14 protein-coding genes are annotated in these 15,703 nt (G+C 71.2%); 7 read left to right on the plus strand and 7 right to left on the minus strand.

Annotated elements, in window-relative coordinates:
- Window positions 1–199 precede the first annotated feature (199 nt).
- Entirely contained in the window at window positions 200–1,483 is a 1,284-nt protein-coding gene (aceA, locus tag ABD240_RS09660; protein ID WP_291798109.1) for an isocitrate lyase, read from the minus strand.
- Between the two features lie 160 nt (window positions 1,484–1,643).
- Between aceA and ABD240_RS09665 the strand changes: the two genes are divergently transcribed.
- Complete coding sequence (locus ABD240_RS09665) at window positions 1,644–3,170, plus strand: helix-turn-helix domain-containing protein (RefSeq protein ID WP_344337004.1); 1,527 nt, start codon at window positions 1,644–1,646, stop codon at window positions 3,168–3,170.
- Window positions 3,171–3,199: 29 nt separating this feature from the next.
- Here ABD240_RS09665 and ABD240_RS09670 read toward each other — a convergent pair whose 3' ends face one another.
- Complete coding sequence (locus ABD240_RS09670; RefSeq protein ID WP_291798105.1) at window positions 3,200–4,012, minus strand: GntR family transcriptional regulator; 813 nt, start codon at window positions 4,010–4,012, stop codon at window positions 3,200–3,202.
- Window positions 4,013–4,458: 446 nt separating this feature from the next.
- Here ABD240_RS09670 and ABD240_RS09675 point away from each other — a divergent pair, with 446 nt between their 5' ends.
- Genes ABD240_RS09675 through ABD240_RS09700 form a run of 6 tightly spaced genes read left to right on the plus strand, consistent with a single transcriptional unit; the run spans window position 4,459 to window position 10,374 of the window.
- Entirely contained in the window at window positions 4,459–5,598 is a 1,140-nt protein-coding gene (locus ABD240_RS09675; protein ID WP_291798103.1) for an extracellular solute-binding protein, read from the plus strand.
- Window positions 5,595–6,533, plus strand: a complete 939-nt coding sequence (locus ABD240_RS09680) for an ABC transporter permease (protein ID WP_344337005.1) — start codon at window positions 5,595–5,597, stop codon at window positions 6,531–6,533. The genes ABD240_RS09675 and ABD240_RS09680 overlap by 4 nt, the downstream gene beginning before the upstream one ends.
- The gene (locus ABD240_RS09685) at window positions 6,518–7,591 is read left to right on the plus strand and encodes an ABC transporter permease (protein WP_344337006.1); all 1,074 of its coding nucleotides are present in this window, start codon (window positions 6,518–6,520) and stop codon (window positions 7,589–7,591) included. Before ABD240_RS09680 ends, ABD240_RS09685 begins: the two co-directional genes overlap by 16 nt.
- Complete coding sequence (locus tag ABD240_RS09690; RefSeq protein WP_344337007.1) at window positions 7,588–8,694, plus strand: ABC transporter ATP-binding protein; 1,107 nt, start codon at window positions 7,588–7,590, stop codon at window positions 8,692–8,694. Before ABD240_RS09685 ends, ABD240_RS09690 begins: the two co-directional genes overlap by 4 nt.
- Window positions 8,691–9,407: an HAD family hydrolase gene (locus ABD240_RS09695; RefSeq protein WP_344337008.1), complete on the plus strand. Its 717-nt coding sequence runs from the start codon at window positions 8,691–8,693 to the stop codon at window positions 9,405–9,407. The genes ABD240_RS09690 and ABD240_RS09695 overlap by 4 nt, the downstream gene beginning before the upstream one ends.
- A gap of 34 nt (window positions 9,408–9,441) precedes the next feature.
- Window positions 9,442–10,374, plus strand: coding sequence for an endonuclease/exonuclease/phosphatase family protein (locus ABD240_RS09700; protein ID WP_291792789.1), 933 nt, complete (start codon window positions 9,442–9,444; stop codon window positions 10,372–10,374).
- Between the two features lie 109 nt (window positions 10,375–10,483).
- On the opposite strand, the gene ABD240_RS09705 is transcribed toward ABD240_RS09700, so the two are convergent.
- The 5 genes from ABD240_RS09705 to ABD240_RS09725 form a co-directional block, all read right to left on the minus strand.
- Window positions 10,484–11,992 carry an MFS transporter gene (locus ABD240_RS09705; protein WP_344337009.1) on the minus strand — a complete coding sequence of 503 codons (1,509 nt, stop codon included), beginning with the start codon at window positions 11,990–11,992 and terminating at the stop codon, window positions 10,484–10,486.
- Between the two features lie 167 nt (window positions 11,993–12,159).
- Entirely contained in the window at window positions 12,160–13,068 is a 909-nt protein-coding gene (locus ABD240_RS09710) for an ABC transporter substrate-binding protein (protein ID WP_344337010.1), read from the minus strand.
- 63 nt (window positions 13,069–13,131) lie between these two features.
- Window positions 13,132–13,803 (minus strand): ABC transporter permease, encoded by a 672-nt coding sequence (locus ABD240_RS09715; protein WP_291792778.1) that lies wholly within the window; start codon window positions 13,801–13,803, stop codon window positions 13,132–13,134.
- Entirely contained in the window at window positions 13,800–14,456 is a 657-nt protein-coding gene (locus ABD240_RS09720; protein ID WP_344337011.1) for an ABC transporter permease, read from the minus strand. Before ABD240_RS09720 ends, ABD240_RS09715 begins: the two co-directional genes overlap by 4 nt.
- Entirely contained in the window at window positions 14,453–15,409 is a 957-nt protein-coding gene (locus tag ABD240_RS09725) for an ABC transporter ATP-binding protein (RefSeq protein ID WP_344337012.1), read from the minus strand. The genes ABD240_RS09720 and ABD240_RS09725 overlap by 4 nt, the downstream gene beginning before the upstream one ends.
- Window positions 15,410–15,703: the final 294 nt, after the last annotated feature.

Genomic DNA, 15,703 nt, shown 5'->3' on the forward strand with positions numbered 1-15,703 from the left:
CGCCGGACCTCGCCCTCTCATGAGGGCGCCGCCGGCGGGACGAGGTCCGGCGGGATGCCGGATCCTCAGTCGGTGGTGCGGCCCGGGGACGCATGGCCCGTGGAGCCGCACTGCGCGTGCAGCCCGCGGGCAGCGGAAGCCGGAACCCGGACCGCGGTCCAGGCAGCGGCCCCCGATGCGCCGCAGGGCCCGCGCAGGCTCAGTTGAACTGAGCGGCCTCGGTGGAGTCCTTCAGCGCGGTGGTGGAGGACTCCGGGTTGATGGCGGTCGAGACGAGGTCGAAGTAGCCGGTGCCCACCTCACGCTGGTGCCTGGTGGCCGTGTAGCCCCGCGACTCGTCGTCGAACTCGCGCTGCTGCAGCTCGACGTACGCCTTCATCTGCTCGCGGGCGTAGCCGTGGGCGAGGTCGAACATCGAGTGGTTGAGCGCGTGGAAGCCGGCCAGGGTGATGAACTGGAACTTGTAGCCCATCGCGCCCAGCTCCCGCTGGAACTTGGCGATCGTCGCGTCGTCCAGGTGCTTCTTCCAGTTGAAGGACGGGGAGCAGTTGTAGGCGAGCAGCTGATCCGGGAACTCCGCGTGGACGGCGTCCGCGAACTGCTTCGCGACCTCGAGATCCGGGGTGGAGGTCTCCATCCAGATGAGATCCGAGTACGGGGCGAACGCCTTGGCACGGGCGATGCAGGGCTCGATCCCGCCGGTGACCTTGTAGAAGCCCTCTGCGGTGCGCTCGCCCGTGATGTAGGGCTGATCGCGCTCGTCGATGTCCGAGGTGATCATGTTCGCGGACTCGGCGTCCGTGCGGGCCACCACGAGCGTGGGGACGTCCTCGACGTCGGCCGCCAGGCGCGCCGCGTTGAGCGTGCGGACGTGCTGCGAGGTGGGCACGAGGACCTTGCCGCCCAGGTGACCGCACTTCTTCTCCGAGCCCAGCTGATCCTCGAAGTGGACGCCGGCGGCGCCCGCGCTGATCATGCCGCGCATGAGCTCGTAGACGTTGATGGAGCCGCCGAACCCGGCCTCCGCGTCGGCCACGATGGGAGCCAGCCAGTCGTCGACCGTGAGGCTGCCCTCGCTGCGCTCGATCTGATCGGCGCGCATGAGCGCGTTGTTGATGCGGCGGACGACCGCCGGCACCGAGTTCGCCGGGTAGATCGACTGGTCCGGGTAGGTCTGCCCGGCGAGGTTGGCATCGGCGGCGACCTGCCAGCCGGAGAGGTAGATGGCCTTGAGCCCGGCGCGCACCTGCTGCACCGCCTGATTGCCGGTGAGCGCACCCAGCGAGTTGACGAAGTCCTCGGTGTGGATGAGATCCCAGAGGCGCTCAGCGCCGCGGCGGGCGAGGGTGTGCTCCTCGATGACGGAACCGCGCAGCCGGACGACGTCAGCAGCGGTGTAGTCACGGGCGATGCCGGCCCAGCGCGGGTTGGTCGCCCAGTCGCTCTGGATCTGCTGTTCGTTGTGGATGTCCTTCTGCGTCATCGTGCTCTCCTCCGAGTCGGTGTCTGCGATGTGACTCAAGTCTTTCGCCTGGTCCACCCTGATTTCACCCCAGATCGCAATGAAGATTCACCGTTCTTCTCCACATGTGAAGAAGTGACATATTTCCGAAAAGAGGGTGCGCTGTGTCATAGTGGGAAGCATGAGCCGTCAGCATGCCGCAGACACCGCGCCGCCGGGCGCGCACCGCACCTCCGGAGCCGCAGGCACCACGCGCACCACGGAGGCCTCCCGCGCCACCGGCGTCCAGGAGGCGGACGCCCTGAGCATCGGCCGCCGCATCCGCCACTTCCGCACGCAGGCCGGACTCACCCTCGGGCAGCTGGGCGAGAAGGTGGGACGCGCACCCTCCCAGATCTCCGTCATGGAGAACGGCAAACGGGAGCCCGGCCTCGGGCAGCTCCGCGCACTGGCAGAGGCGCTGGGCGTCACCGCGGACGACCTCCTCGACCCGGAGCCCGTGGACGCCCGGCAGGCGCTCGAACTGGAGGTGGAGCGCAACCAGCGCTCTCCGCTCTACACCTCGCTGCACCTGCCGCGGGTGAGGGCGAAGTCGCTGCCGCAGGACGCCCTGGCCGCCATCGCGGGGCTCCAGCGGCAGCTCGCGGACGCCATGCGGCGCAGGGCGGCCACCCCCGAGGAGGCGCGCAGGGTCAACCGCAACCTCCGCGAGCGCATGCGCCGGCAGGGCAACCACTTCCCGGAGCTGGAGAAGGTGGCCGGCGAGGTGCTGGCACGGATCGGCTACACCGGCGGGCCCCTCTCCCAGCGGCAGACCGCCGCGGTCGCGGACGACCTCGGGTACTCGCTGCACTACGTCTCGGACCTCCCGGCCAGCACCCGCGCCGTGGCGGACACCGCGCACCGGCGCCTCTACCTCTCCCACGAGGACGTCACCGGGCACGACCCGCGCTCGCACGTGCTGACCGCGCTCGCCTCGCACATCCTGGGGCACGAGACGCCCGCGGACTACGAGGAGTTCCTCACGCAGCGGGTGGAGGCGAACTACCTCGCCGCGGCGCTGCTCATGCCGGAGTCCGCCGCCGTGCCGATGCTGCAGGCGGCGAAGAAGAATCGCTCGATTTCCATCGAGGAGCTCCGAGACCTCTTCGGAGTCTCCTACGAGACCTCCGCGCACCGGTTCACGAACCTCGCCACAGCACATCTGGGGCTGCCCGTCCACTTCATGAAAGTGCATTCTTCCGGAACCATCCACAAGGCCTACTCCAACGACGGCCTGCCGTTCCCCACGGATCCGATGGGCGCGGTGGAGGGGCAGTTCGCCTGCAAGCGCTTCACCTCCCGCACCGTGCACAGGGTGGCGGACAGATTCAGCCCCTACTTCCAGTACACGGACACGCCCAACGGCACGTACTGGTGCACCGCGCGCGTGCTCCCCGGCGGGGAGTTCTCCATCAGCGTGGGCGTCCCCTTCGCCCACGTGGGCTGGTTCGAAGGACGCGAGACCGCGAAGCGCTCACGTTCGGAGTGCCCGGACCCGGACTGCTGCCGCAGGCCGCCCGCCGAGCTCGCGGAGAGATGGGAGGACAGCAGCTGGCCGTCCGCACGCACGCACGCGTCGCTGCTCGCCGCCGTGCCGCCCGGAGTCTTCCCCGGCGTCGACACCACGGAGGTCTACGCCTTCCTCGACCGCCACGCCCCGGAGTGAGCACGCAGGGCCGCCGTCCCCACGAGCGCTCAGAGCCAGTTGGCCTCACCGGCGTCCAGCCAGCTGATCGGATTGACGTTGCGGCCGTTGGACATGGCGACGGAGATGACGTTGGCGAGGTAGCGGTCCTCGGAGACCTCGAGCGGCCGGCCGCTCGCGTCGCGCCCCACACGCATGTGCCGGAGCAGCGGGCGCCCGCGCGAGACGCCCAGGAGCGTCGCGTCCTGATGCCCGCACACGGTGGCGGAGAAGAGGTGGTCCGCACCGGCGAAGACGATGCCGTACTCGTCGGCCAGGAAGCGACTCACCGATTCGAGATCCGGCGGCAGACCCTCGACGATCTCTCCGATGCGCTCCGGGTACCGGGTCCGCTCCACCATCACCCGCTCGCCGTCGAGGGTCCGCACGCGCAGCACCCAGAGGACGCGACTGCGCGGATCCACCTTGAGAGTCCGCGCGGCCTCCTCACCGGCGATCTGCCAGGACTGCTCCACGACCTGCCCGCCGGGCCTGCGCCCGCGCACCAGGGCCCACTGAGCGAAGCTGCGGAACTCCTCCTGCGTGGCGGCCGGCCGCGGTTTGCGCAGCACCGACTTGCGCGCCCCGCGGCGCCCGCTCAGCGTGCCTTCCGCGACCAGCAGGCGCAGAGCTTCGCGCACCGTGCCGGGCGCCACCTCGAACTCCGCGGCGAGCGCCGCCTCGGACCCGAGGCTCTCCCCCACCGCGAGCTCGCCGGACCTGATCGACTCGCGGATCTGCTCGGCGATCCGCTCGTAGCGGGCGGTGCCCACCGCGCCCACCGCGCGCCGCCCCTGAGCGTCCTGCCGGGACTCCATCGCCATCCCACCGCCTGTTCACCAGTGCCCCCGACCGCATCCCTCGCGGCGGCGGGCGTCGAAAGCCTGCTCCTGCGGCGGACATCGCACGGCAGGACCTCTGTTCGCACAGGGTCCCGGCAGCGCGGACACCGCAGTCGGAACTAAACTACCCGGTTCGCCTCCCGCCCACTCGCAGCGCCCGCCGGAAGCGGTCACCACGATCGCTGCCCGCCGACCGCGGCAGGCAGCCCGCGCGCGGCGGGAGCACGCTCCCAGAGTTCACCCCGAGGACCCGCCCCATCCACCTCTGAGTCAATCCTCACTGGTGAACTTTCCCTACTTCCACACACTTCACTAGTAACGAACCTTGGCAATCCGCTCAGACTTCTCTAAGGTGGAAGTGACTCGAGCCACGCACACGACCCTCAGGGCGTCCCCTGGACGCGCACATACGAAAGGCGAGTACGACCATGCTCAAGCACATCCGACTGCTCACTGCGGCGGTCTCCCTGGGCGCCCTCACGGCGCTCTCGGCCTGCGGCTCCGGCGGCGAATCCGAGGAATCCGCCACCTGGCGGGCGGCGACCTCCGTGGAGGACGGCGGGGGCATGGACGCCCTCATCGAGGCAGCGCAGGCAGAGGGCACGCTCAACACCATGGGCCTCTTCGAGGACTGGGCGAACTACGGCGGGCTCCTGGACGCGTTCTCCGAGAAGTACGGCATCGAGATCGAGAACGACACGTCCACCGGTGCCAGCCAGGACCTCATCAATGCGGTGAAGAACCGCCAGGGCCAGGACACCTCGCTGGACTACCTGGACACCGGCGAGTCCTTCGCCGTGGACGCCGCCGCAGAGGGACTGCTCGCCGAGTACCACCCCCAGACCGCCGACGACCTCCCGGACAACATGAAGTCCCCGGACGGCACCTGGTACAACCACCTCGGCGGCACCATGGCGATCGGCTGCGACACGGACGCCGTCGAGACCTGCCCGACCAGCTTCGAGGACCTCCTCGATCCTCAGTACCAGGGCAAGATCGCCATCCGCGGCAACCCGACCACGGGTGAGGCCGGCTTCATGGCCGTCGCCGCGGCCTCGCTGGCCAACGGCGGCAGCCTGGACGACATCCAGCCCGGCATCGACTTCTTCGCCGAACTCTCCGACTCCGGCAACCTGGTCCCGACGGAGGCCGAGGCCGGCACGATCGAGACCGGTGAGACTCCCGTCGTCGTCAACTGGGACTACCTGCTCCTCCAGTGGGCGGACGACCTCTCCGGCGGCGGCACGGACATGGAGATCGTGATCCCCTCCGACGGCACCGTCGCCTCCTACTACGCGGCCTCCATCAACGACGACGCGCCGCACCCCGCGGTCGCGCGCCTGTGGCAGGAGTTCGTCTTCAGCGACGAGGGCCAGAACCTCCTCCTCAAGGGGTACGTCCTCCCCGGTCGCATGGATGCCATGGTCGAGGCCGGCACCGCGGACGAGGACGCACTGGCCGCGCTCCTGCCCGAGGCCGTGGAGCAGACCGCACCGCAGCCCACCCAGGAGCAGCGTGAGTCCCAGCAGGCCGTCCTCGCGGAGAACTGGGCGAAGGCGGTCGGATGACGTCCGCTCCTCCCTCCCCCGCCAGGAGCACCGGTGAGGACCCCCGTGCCGAGGCGGCCCCCGCCCCGGCACGGGCGGGGCGCGGGCTGCGGCCCACTCCCGCCTGGGCCGCGCTCGCGCCCCTGGCGATCGTCCTGCTCCTCTTCTTCGCCGTGCCGCTCGTGGGCATGGTGGTCACCTCCCTCGTACTCCCCGGCGGGCGGGGCGAGGCCGGCACCCTGAGCCTGGACAACTTCGCTGCGCTGGGCTCCGGCTCCCGGTCCATGGCCCTGCGGAACAGCCTCGTCCTCTCCGCGGCGGCGGCGACGATCGCCGCCGTGCTCGGCGGGATCTGCGCGTGGGCCATCTCCACGGTGAAGTCCCGGGTCGTCGACTCGCTCACGGCCGTCGTCTCCAGCGTCCTGGCCAACGACGGCGGCGTGCCGCTGGCCTTCTCCTTCATCGTCGCAGTGGGCAACACCGGCTACTTCGTCGCCCTGCTCACCGCAGTGGACCCCTCCTTCACGCTCTACAGCGTGCAGGGCCTCGTTCTCATGTACCAGTACTTCCTCATCCCCACGATGATCCTGCTGACGCTGCCCAGCTTCACCGCGCTGCGACAGCAGTGGCGGGAGGCCAACACCTCCCTGGGAGGCACGAGCCTCACCTTCTGGCGCCGCGTCGGGATACCCGTCATCACACCGGCTCTCCTGGGCGCCTGGCTGCTGATGTTCGGCTCCGCGTTCGGCACCCACGCCTCGGCCGCGGTGCTGATCGGCACGGGAGGGTTCCCGCTCATCCCGCTGGAGATCGCCGGGCAGCTGGCCGGCTCCGCCGCCACGGGCGGCGAGGGCGTCGCCATGGCGCTCGGCGTGACCACGGGCGTCATCGCCGTGCTGGTCCTCCTCGCCTTCAACGCACTCATGAGAAGGAGCGCCAAGTGGCTGAACACGTGACTCCCGCGGTGCCGTCGTCTCCTCCGGGGCAGATCGCGCCCGAGGCCCGCACCGGCCCCGCACGCTCCGGGCGTCCCGGCCCGCCGCGTTCCGGCCGCACCACGAAGACGCTCGCCTGGCTGCCCCTGATCGCACTGGCGATCTTCATCCTCACACCGCAGCTGAGCTCGCTCACCTACTCCTTCTTCCGCGGCGACGGCAGCTTCACGACCGAGGGCCTCACGGGGCTGGCCGACTCCGGGGCCATCGTCGCCCCGCTCCTCCGCAGCCTCGTGATCGCCTCCCTCACGGTGGTCGTCCTCATCGCGACACTCGTGCCCGCCGTGGTGGCCGTCCACCTGTGGACACCGCGTCTGCGTCCGCTGCTGAGCATCCTCTGCACACTGCCGCTGGTGGTGCCCGCCATCGCGATCGTCGCAGGGCTGACCACGGTGCTGCGCGGCCTCGCCTCGCAGGGCAGGGGCAGCCTCGGCATGCAGGTGAACACGCTCCTGCAGTCGCAGGACCTCCCGCTGGTGCTCGTGGGCACCTATGTGGTCTTGTGCCTGCCGTTCACCTACCGCTCCATCGACGCCGCCCTGTCCACGCTGCCGCTGCGCACGCTCTACGAGTCCTCCTCCGTGCTGGGTGCGGGGATGCGCACCACGCTGTGGCGCGTGGTCGTGCCCAACATCCGCGGCTCCGTGATGTTCTCCGCGTTCTTCACGTTCGCACTGTCCATCGCGGAGTACACCGTGGCCGCGACCCTGTCGATCAACACCCTGCCGGTGTACCTCAACACCCTCTCCAGCACGAACTTCCGCGGCTCCATCACCCTGTCCGTGCTGCTCAACCTCACCACCTGGCTGCTGCTGGCGGCCGCGACGCTGAGCGCCTCCCGGTTCGGGCAGAGGGCGGAGGCGGCACCCGAGGCCGAACCCGGCGCGGACTCCGCCCCCTCGGCCGGCCCGCCCGCAGGCCCCGCCCCCGCAGCCGCGGCGGCCGCTCGGGAGGCGTCTCCCGCCTCGGCGCCGATCGCAGCCCCAGACTCTCCCCGGAAGGAAGCCCAGACACCATGAGCACCACCGCACAGACGAGTGCGCACGCACCGCGCGGCGACCGGGCACCCGCCTCGGACCGCGAGCCCATGTCCGTCCGGTTCCAGGACGTGCGCAAGTCCTACGGCAGCACGGAGGTGCTGAGGGACTTCAGCATCGACATCGAGGCCGGCTCCATGGTGAGCTTCCTGGGCCCCTCCGGCTGCGGCAAGACGACGACGCTGCGGATCCTCGCGGGGTTCGAGGAGGTGAACGGCGGGGACGTCCTGGTGGGCGGCCGGTCCGTCCTCTCCCTGCCGCCGCACCGCCGGGACATGGGCATGGTGTTCCAGAGCTACAGCCTCTTCCCCAACCTCAGCGTCGCGGACAACATCGAGTACGGCCTCCGGATCCGCAAGGTGGACGCCGGTGCCCGCCGCCGTCGCACGGAGGAGCTGCTGGAAGTGTGCGGACTGGCCGGGATGGGCCCGCGCTACCCGCATCAGCTCTCCGGCGGTCAGCAGCAGCGTGTGGCGCTGGCCCGCGCGCTTGCCACGCAGCCCACGGTGCTCCTGCTCGACGAGCCCCTCTCCGCCCTGGACGCCGCGGTCCGTTCCTCACTGCGCGACGAGATCCGACGAGTGCAGCAGGCGCTGGGCACCACCACCGTGTTCATCACCCACGACCAGGGCGAGGCCCTGGCGATCGCGGATCGCGTGGCCGTCATGAACGGCGGCCGGATCGAGCAGCATTCCGCCCCGCACGAGGTCTACTCCCGCCCGCAGACGCCGTTCGTGGCCCGGTTCGTGGGATCGATCAACGAGTTCGCCGTTCCTTCCGGATGGCACCCGGGGTCCCCTCTGCCCTCGGACAGCACCGGGGCGGAGATCGTCTTCGTCCGCCCGGAGGATCTGGCCGTGTCGCCGGAGCCCGAGGGCCTGCTGGAGGTGAAGAGCCAGGTCTACACCGGTGAGCGCACCATGGTGCGGCTGGGGGCGCCGGGCCGGGAGGAGGCGCGCTGGTCCGCCTCCCTGGCCTCGGCCGAGGCAGGTGCGGTGCCGCCGGGCGCCCGCGTGCGCGCCACCGTCACCGCCGAACCGGCCATGCGCCTGCCCCGCGCGCAGGCGGGAGGGGCGTGGACGTGAGCGCCCGGATCGCCGCGACGCCGGGGACGGGTGCCGCAGAGGCGGTCCAGGAGGTCGCCGGCGTCGTCTTCGACTGCGACGGCGTGCTCGTGGACTCGGAGCAGCCGTGGCTGGACATCATGGCCGCACAGCTGCGGCGGCTGGGACTGGCGGACACGAGCCCGGAGACGCTGCGGGGCATGACCGCCGCCGAGGCCGTCGCCGCGCTCGGCTCCCTCCACGCCGAGGCCGTGACGACCGGCGGGGGCAGCGCCGATGTGCGCCCCCCGCACGCACGGGACATCGACCTCGCCTACAGCGCCGCGCTGACGGACCTGTCCGCGCCCATGCCCGGCGCGCCGGAGCTCGTCCGGGCGCTGTCCGGCAGCGTGCCGGTCGCGGTGGCGAGCAACGGCCGGGAGGAGGACGTCCGCGGCCTGCTGGAGCGCGCGGACATGCTGCACCTGTTCGACGTCGTCGTGACGATCGACGACGTGGACCGCGGCAAACCGGCGCCGGACCCCTACCTGCTGGCGGCGGCCCGTCTGGGCGTGGATCCGCGCGCGGCGGTGGCCTTCGAGGACTCGGTGCTGGGTTCGCAGGCCGCGCACACCGCAGGGCTCACGGTGGTGGGGGTGAATGAGGACCTCTCGGTGCCTCTCACAGCGGACCTCCGCCTGCGGAGTCTGCGCGAAATCCGATTCGACCCGCACACCCGCACACTGCGGACATGAGACGGCATCCCGCACTCTGACGAACGGAGAGACAGTGACACGACAGCATCCGCCGCAGGCGGCACGCTCCTTCACCCTGCAGACGTGGAACGTCTGGTACGGCGGCCGCGAAGTGGACTACGGCCAGGAGAAGCAGTACGCGATCTGCGCGCAGTTCCCCGCCGAGGTCCTCGCACTCCAGGAATGCTGGGGCACCGCTGCGGAGAATCTGGCGCCCAAGCTGGGCGCCTCACTCGCGCAGCGCGGCTGGGACACCGCTGTGCTCAGCACGGGCCCGCTCCGGCCCGTGGAGACCTCGACCCTGCCCTATGCACAGGCCGCACTCGTCACCCCGTGCGAGGGCGGGCCCACCGTCCTCGTCTGGTCGGTGCACCTGGCTCCGTACCCCTACGCCGTGTACCGCGCCCTGGCCGGCGACGGGCAGGAGGTCGCGGATGCGGAGGAGGCGCCTCGGCTCGAGCAGATCGAGGAGGTGCTCGCAGAGACCTCGCGCATCTGTGCCGAGGAGGGCGAACCGGACATGCCCGTCGTGGTGTGCGGCGACTTCAACACCCCCGCCACGGGCGACTGGGCCGCACGCCCGGACCGGCCCCCGCTGCGCTGGCGGTCACCGGACGCGCTGCTGGAGGCCGGCTTCGTCGACGCCTTCCGCGCCGTCCACCCGGATCCCGCAGCGGTGCCGGCGGACTCCTGGTCGCCCATCGAACCGCTCGGCCGTGCCGGCCACGCGGAGAAGCCGGAACCGGGCAGGACCGACGGAGCGGAGCCGCGCGACCGCATCGACTTCGTCTTCGCCCGGGGCCTCGACGTGGTGGACGCCGTGATGCGCGGCTGCACGGCGGAGGGTCTCGTGGAGGACGGCTTCGAGGACGTGGGCGGGCTCTGCGCGCACATCCCGCATCAGCGGCAGAACCGCTTCCCGTCCGATCACCAGCTGGTGGAGGCCCGCTTGGCATTCAGGAGCTGAGCTCTCCTCTCCCGGTGTGCCGGAAACCACAGGAGTCGCGCGCAACTGCGTGCGGCTCCTGCCGTTCTGTGCGGCTCCTGCGGTTCTGTGCAGGCGGGCCGTGCGCTCCTCAGCGGACGATCGTGAGGTCGATGCCCCTGCGCTCCGGCAGCCTGTAGGCGGCCCACAGCGCCAGCGCGGCGGCGAAGACGATGAACAGGTTCGAGGCCCACGGCGTCTCCAGGTAGACCGCCAGCTGGTTGACGTACGGCGTGGTCCCCCCGAAGACCGCCGTCGCCAGTGAGTACGCCAGGCCGATGTTGGCGGTGCGGGCGGCGGTGGGGAACGTCTCCGCCATGACGGAGGCGAGCAGGCCCGCGCCGGCGGACAGCACGATGAGAGCCACCGAGGTCGCGGCGAAGAGCGTCCACGGCCGGTCGTCGATGAAGGCCATGAGCGGGAACTGCGTGAGGATCACCCCGCCGGCGAAGACGAAGAGCACCGGCCGGCGCCCCACCCTGTCGGACACCGCGCCCCAGAACGGCAGTGCGGCAAGGCCGATGACGAGGGCCGCCACCAGCGCCCAATAGGCGCCCGAGGCGTCCATCCCCTCCTGGGTGACGGCGTACGTCGAGACGTAGGAGGTCCACGTGTAGTTGCTCGCCGCCACTCCGGAGACCAGGAAGAAGATCAGCACGATGGAGAGCGGGGTGCTCAGCGGTGCGAGGGTGCGAGCGCTGAAGGACGCAGCCCTCAGCCCCGCGTGCGCGGCACTGCCGGGACCCGCAGGCTCACCCGCGCCGGCCTCGGGCACGGCGGCGCCGGCCGGGCCGGAAGCCGCGCCTGCGCCGCCTTCCCCAGCACCCGCACGCGCCCCCGCCGCATTCCCGTCCTCCTGGAAGACCTGCGACTCGACCATGCCCACGCGCAGCCACAGCGCCACCAGGGCGAGCACCGCGCCCAGCAGGAACGCGATGCGCCAGCCCCACGCCTGGACGTCCGCCTCGGAGAGGGTCTCCGTGATGGCTCCGCCCAGCACGAACGCGAGGAAGGCACCGCCGAAGATCGTCATGAAGACGGTGGAGCCCCACAGGCCGCGGCGGCGGGCCGGAGCGATCTCCGCGATGTAGGAGTTCGCCGTGGCGGACTCGCCGCCGTGTGCGAATCCCTGCACCACCCGGGCCAGCAGGAGCAGCACCGAGGCGAAGATGCCGAACGTCTCGAACGTGGGCAGGAGCCCGATGAGCACGGAGGCGCCGGCCATCATGAGCATCGTCGTCACGAGGACGAAGCGCCTGCCGCGCCGGTCCGCGATCCGTCCGAAGACGATCCCGCCCAGCGGACGGAACAGGAAGCCGATCGCGAAGACGCCGAACGTCGACAGCAGCGCGGAGACCTGGTTCTCCGGGTTGAAGAGCGCACCGGCGATGAAGGGGGCGAAGACGGCGTAGGCGCTCCACTCGTACCACTCGAGCAGCTGGCCGGTCACGCTTGCCAGCATGGAGCGGCGGCGGACGGCCGCGCTGGGCGCGGCAGGCGCGGCCCCTCCCTGTGCGGCGACGGAGACCTGACCGGCGGCGGAGGCCTGTGCAGGCGCGGACGTCTGTGCAGGCGCGGAGGCCTCGGGAACGGGGTTCATAGCACGAGGATCCAGGCGGACGCGCTGCAGGTGCGGCGATTGCGTCGCCGGACGCCACAAAGCGTCACAGAACGTCACGGGCGGGAACTCGACAGGGTGCGGGCCGGCAACGGCGCGCGGCGGCGGAACCACCTGGCCGTCACCGGTTTCCGCCACACGTCCGGGGATCAGCCCACGAGGGCCTTCTCCTTCACCCACTCCCCTGCTACGACCTCTGCGGTGGCCTGCTCCTCGACGCTGCGGGTGTTGAGGGCGAGCAGATCCTCCTGCGTGAGCGCACCGGAGACCTCCTCCAGCAGACCGCGAGCGTCCGCGCCCACAGCCTCGGAGACCACCGGCACCACGTTCTCCGGGGGCACCAGCGCCTCAGGGTCCGCGAGCACCACGAAGTCGTTCGCGGCGATGGCGGGGCTGGCGCTGAAGATGTTGGCCGCCGCGTCGATGTCCCCGTCCTCGAGCGCACCCACCGTGAGCGGACCGCCGGAGTCGTCGATCGTCTGCAGCTCCACCTCGACCCCGTAGACGTCCGCGAGCCCCTTCGGGCCGTAGGGACGCGTCTCGAACTCGGGAGTCGCGCCCACGACCAGGTCGTCGATGCCGGCGAGGTCGCCGATCGACTCCAGCCCGTGCTCCTCTGCGAACTCAGCCGTCACCACCATCGCGTTCTGATCCGTGGCGGGAGACTCCTGCAACGCGGTGAGCCCCTCGGGCAGAGCCCCGTCGAGCCCGGTGCGGATCTCCTCGGCGGTGCGGGCCTCGGTCTCCGGATCGAAGTACTGGAGAAGGCTGCCGGCGTACTCCGGGAACACGTCGATGCCGCCGTTCTCCAGCTCCGCCGCGTAGACCTCGCGCTGGCCGATCTCGAACTCGCGCCGGACGTCCAGCCCCGCGTCCTCGAGCACCTGGGCGTAGATCTCCGCGATGATCGTGTTCGAGTAGTACTGCTGCGAACCGATGACCAGCGTGCCGCCGTCTTCGCCGCCGCTCTCGAAGGGATCGGAGCCGGCGCCGCAGCCGGAGACGGTCAGGACGGCCGCGGCCGCGGCTGCGAAGAGGGGCAGGGCTCTGGTTCTCACGATGGGAGTCCTCTCGGAGTGGGACGGGTCCGGTGTGCTGACGTCTCAGGTTCCGCAGGCACCTCAGGTGCCTCCTCGCAGGCCCGGCAGCCGGCGGAGGAGCCGCTGCGCCGTGCCGAACGCCAGATCGAGCACGAGCGCGAGGACGATGACCACGGCGGAGGCCGCGAGCAGCAGCGGATAGTCGTACGTGCGCAGGCCGAGGAAGAGGGGGGCTCCCAGCCCGCCTGCACCCACGTAGGCGGCGAGGATCGCCGTGCCCACGACCTGCAGCGAGGCGAGGCGGATCCCGCCGAGGATGAGGGGCAGCCCGAGCGGGATCTGCACGGTCACGAGCACCTGCCACCGGCTCATCCCCTGCGCACGGGCGGCATCGACGACGTTCTCGTCGACGGATTCCACCCCCGAGTAGGCACCTGCCAGCACGGAAGGCACCGCCAGAACCACGAGGGCGACCATGGGAGCCAGCAGACCGAGGCCGGTGAACAGCGCCACGAGCGTGAGCAGACCCAGCGTGGGCAGCGCCCGCACGGTTCCCGAGGCCGCCACGACGAGGTTCCGGCCTCGGCGGAAGTGACCCACGGCGAAGCCGATGGGCAGCGCGACGCACGCGGCGAGAAGGACCGCGAGGAGCGAGTACTGAAGGTGTTCGAGGACGCGCGCGCCCAGGCCGGCCGGGCCGGACCAGGTGGCCGGATCGAGCAGGAGGTGCAGTGCGGCGGCCGGCTGGTTCACGAGGCGCTCCCCCTTCCGGTGCGCTGCCAGGGCATGAGCGCCCGTCCGAGCGCCATGAGGAGCAGATCGGCCGCGAGTGCAAGGGCGGCCGTGATCACCACACCGCTGACGATCGAGGGGATGATCCCGCGCTGGAACCCGTCCGTGAACAGCGATCCCAGCGACTGCACGCCCAGGACGGCGCTCACGGTCACCAGACTGATCGTGCTCACGCTCACGACGCGCAGGCCCGCCAGGAGCGCCGGACCCGCAAGCGGGAGGTCGACGGTCCAGAAGCGCCCCCAGGCGGAGTGGCCCTGGGCCGTTGCCGCGAGCCGGACCTCGGCAGGCACGGAGTCCAGGGCGTCTGCGACCGAACGCACCATGAGCGCCATGCCGAAGAGGACGAGGGCGACGACCACGTTGACGGCGTCCCGCACGCCGGTGCCCAGGAGGACGGGAAGCACGATGAAGAGGGGAAGGGAGGGCACCGCGTAGAGAAGACCGGTGCCGGAGACGATCACTCCGCGCAGCGGGCGCAGACGATTGGCGAGGACCGCGACGGGCACGGACAGCACGAGCACCGCGGCGATCGCCGGGAGGCTCAGTCCCAGGTGCGAGACGGTGAGGGTGAGGAGGTGCGCACGGTTCTCCAGGATCCAGTCCACGCTCACGCCCCCGGTTCGTCGCCGGACGGCCGGCGCTGGCCGGGTGACCGGCCGTGGCCCGGCTGATTGCTGCCGGGCGGTGCCGCCTCGTGTGCGGGCGGCACCGTGCCCGGGGCCGAGGTCGCGCCCGAGGACAGCGCACCCGCCTCCACGACGCCCAGGGGACGGCCGTTCGGATCCTCGATGGCCCAGCCGCCTGTGGCACGGCGGTGGGCGCTGAGGCTGCGCTCCCCCGTGCCGATGCCGAGGAACCGTGCGACGAAAGCATCGGCGGGCTCCTCGACGAGCTCACGCGGCGTGCCCGTCTGAGCCACCTCACCGCCTTCGCGCAGCACCACGACCTGATCACCCAGGGTGAGCGCCTCCTCCACATCGTGGGTGACGAAGACGACCGTCTTCTCCAACTCTGTGCGGATCCGCATGATCTCCGTCTGGAGCTCGCGCCGGACGAGCGGATCGACCGCGCCGAAGGGCTCGTCCATGAGGAGGATGTGGGGATCGCCGGCGAGCGCCCGGGCCACGCCCACGCGCTGCTGCTGGCCGCCTGAGAGCTGATCCGGATAGCGCCGGCCCAGGGAGGCGTCGAGGCCCACGATCTCGAGCATCTCCTGCGCCCGGGACCGGGCCTCCCGCCGGTCCGCGCCGTTGAGACGGGGGACAGTGGCGACATTGTCGATGACCCGTCGGTGCGGCAGGAGCCCCGCGCTCTGCATGACGTAGCCGATCCGCCGGCGCAGGCCGACGGGCGCGGCCTGCGCGACGTCCTCTCCGTCCACCAGCACTGCGCCCTCGGTGGGGTCCACCATCCGGTTGACCATGCGCAGGAGGGTCGTCTTCCCACAGCCGGACGACCCCAGGAGGACGGCCGTGCTGCGGGAGGGGACGTCGAGGGAGAAGTCGCGGACGGCCGTGGTGCCGTCCGGATAGGTCTTGCCGACGTTCCGGAACTCTATGCCCATGCCGCAGGGCTCCCTCCGTTCGGCTCGGGCCCCGGTGTGCGCCGCAGCGCTGCCGGGTGCAGGACACCAGCCTATACACATCGACAGGGCCCTGAGCAGGCGATTTTGCCCGCGGGACGCACCGGTCGAGCAGCGGGGCGGGGCCCGGAGCCCCCTGGCGCGCACCCGCGACGGGTGGGAGGATCGCAGAGGGAGCGGACGGCCGCGCAGATCGCCCCTCGCGGACACCGCGGCCGCCGGCCCACGCAACCGCGGTCCGCGGTCCCGCCCCGCACGCACCTGGCTCAAGGAGGC

This window comes from Brevibacterium salitolerans (genome assembly GCF_039531405.1).
Taxonomy (GTDB): Bacteria; Actinomycetota; Actinomycetes; order Actinomycetales; family Brevibacteriaceae; genus Brevibacterium; species Brevibacterium salitolerans.

Bases quoted from the DNA above. Each gene is read 5' to 3' on its own strand.
- ABD240_RS09725 (WP_344337012.1), bottom strand. From the start codon at position 15,409: ATGGGCATAGAGTTCCGGAACGTCGGCAAGACCTATCCGGACGGCACC.
- ABD240_RS09665 (WP_344337004.1), top strand. From the start codon at position 1,644: ATGAGCCGTCAGCATGCCGCAGACACCGCGCCGCCGGGCGCGCACCGC.
- ABD240_RS09670 (WP_291798105.1), bottom strand. From the start codon at position 4,012: ATGGCGATGGAGTCCCGGCAGGACGCTCAGGGGCGGCGCGCGGTGGGC.
- ABD240_RS09690 (WP_344337007.1), top strand. From the start codon at position 7,588: ATGAGCACCACCGCACAGACGAGTGCGCACGCACCGCGCGGCGACCGG.
- ABD240_RS09680 (WP_344337005.1), top strand. From the start codon at position 5,595: ATGACGTCCGCTCCTCCCTCCCCCGCCAGGAGCACCGGTGAGGACCCC.
- aceA (WP_291798109.1), bottom strand. From the start codon at position 1,483: ATGACGCAGAAGGACATCCACAACGAACAGCAGATCCAGAGCGACTGG.
- ABD240_RS09705 (WP_344337009.1), bottom strand. From the start codon at position 11,992: ATGAACCCCGTTCCCGAGGCCTCCGCGCCTGCACAGACGTCCGCGCCT.
- ABD240_RS09675 (WP_291798103.1), top strand. From the start codon at position 4,459: ATGCTCAAGCACATCCGACTGCTCACTGCGGCGGTCTCCCTGGGCGCC.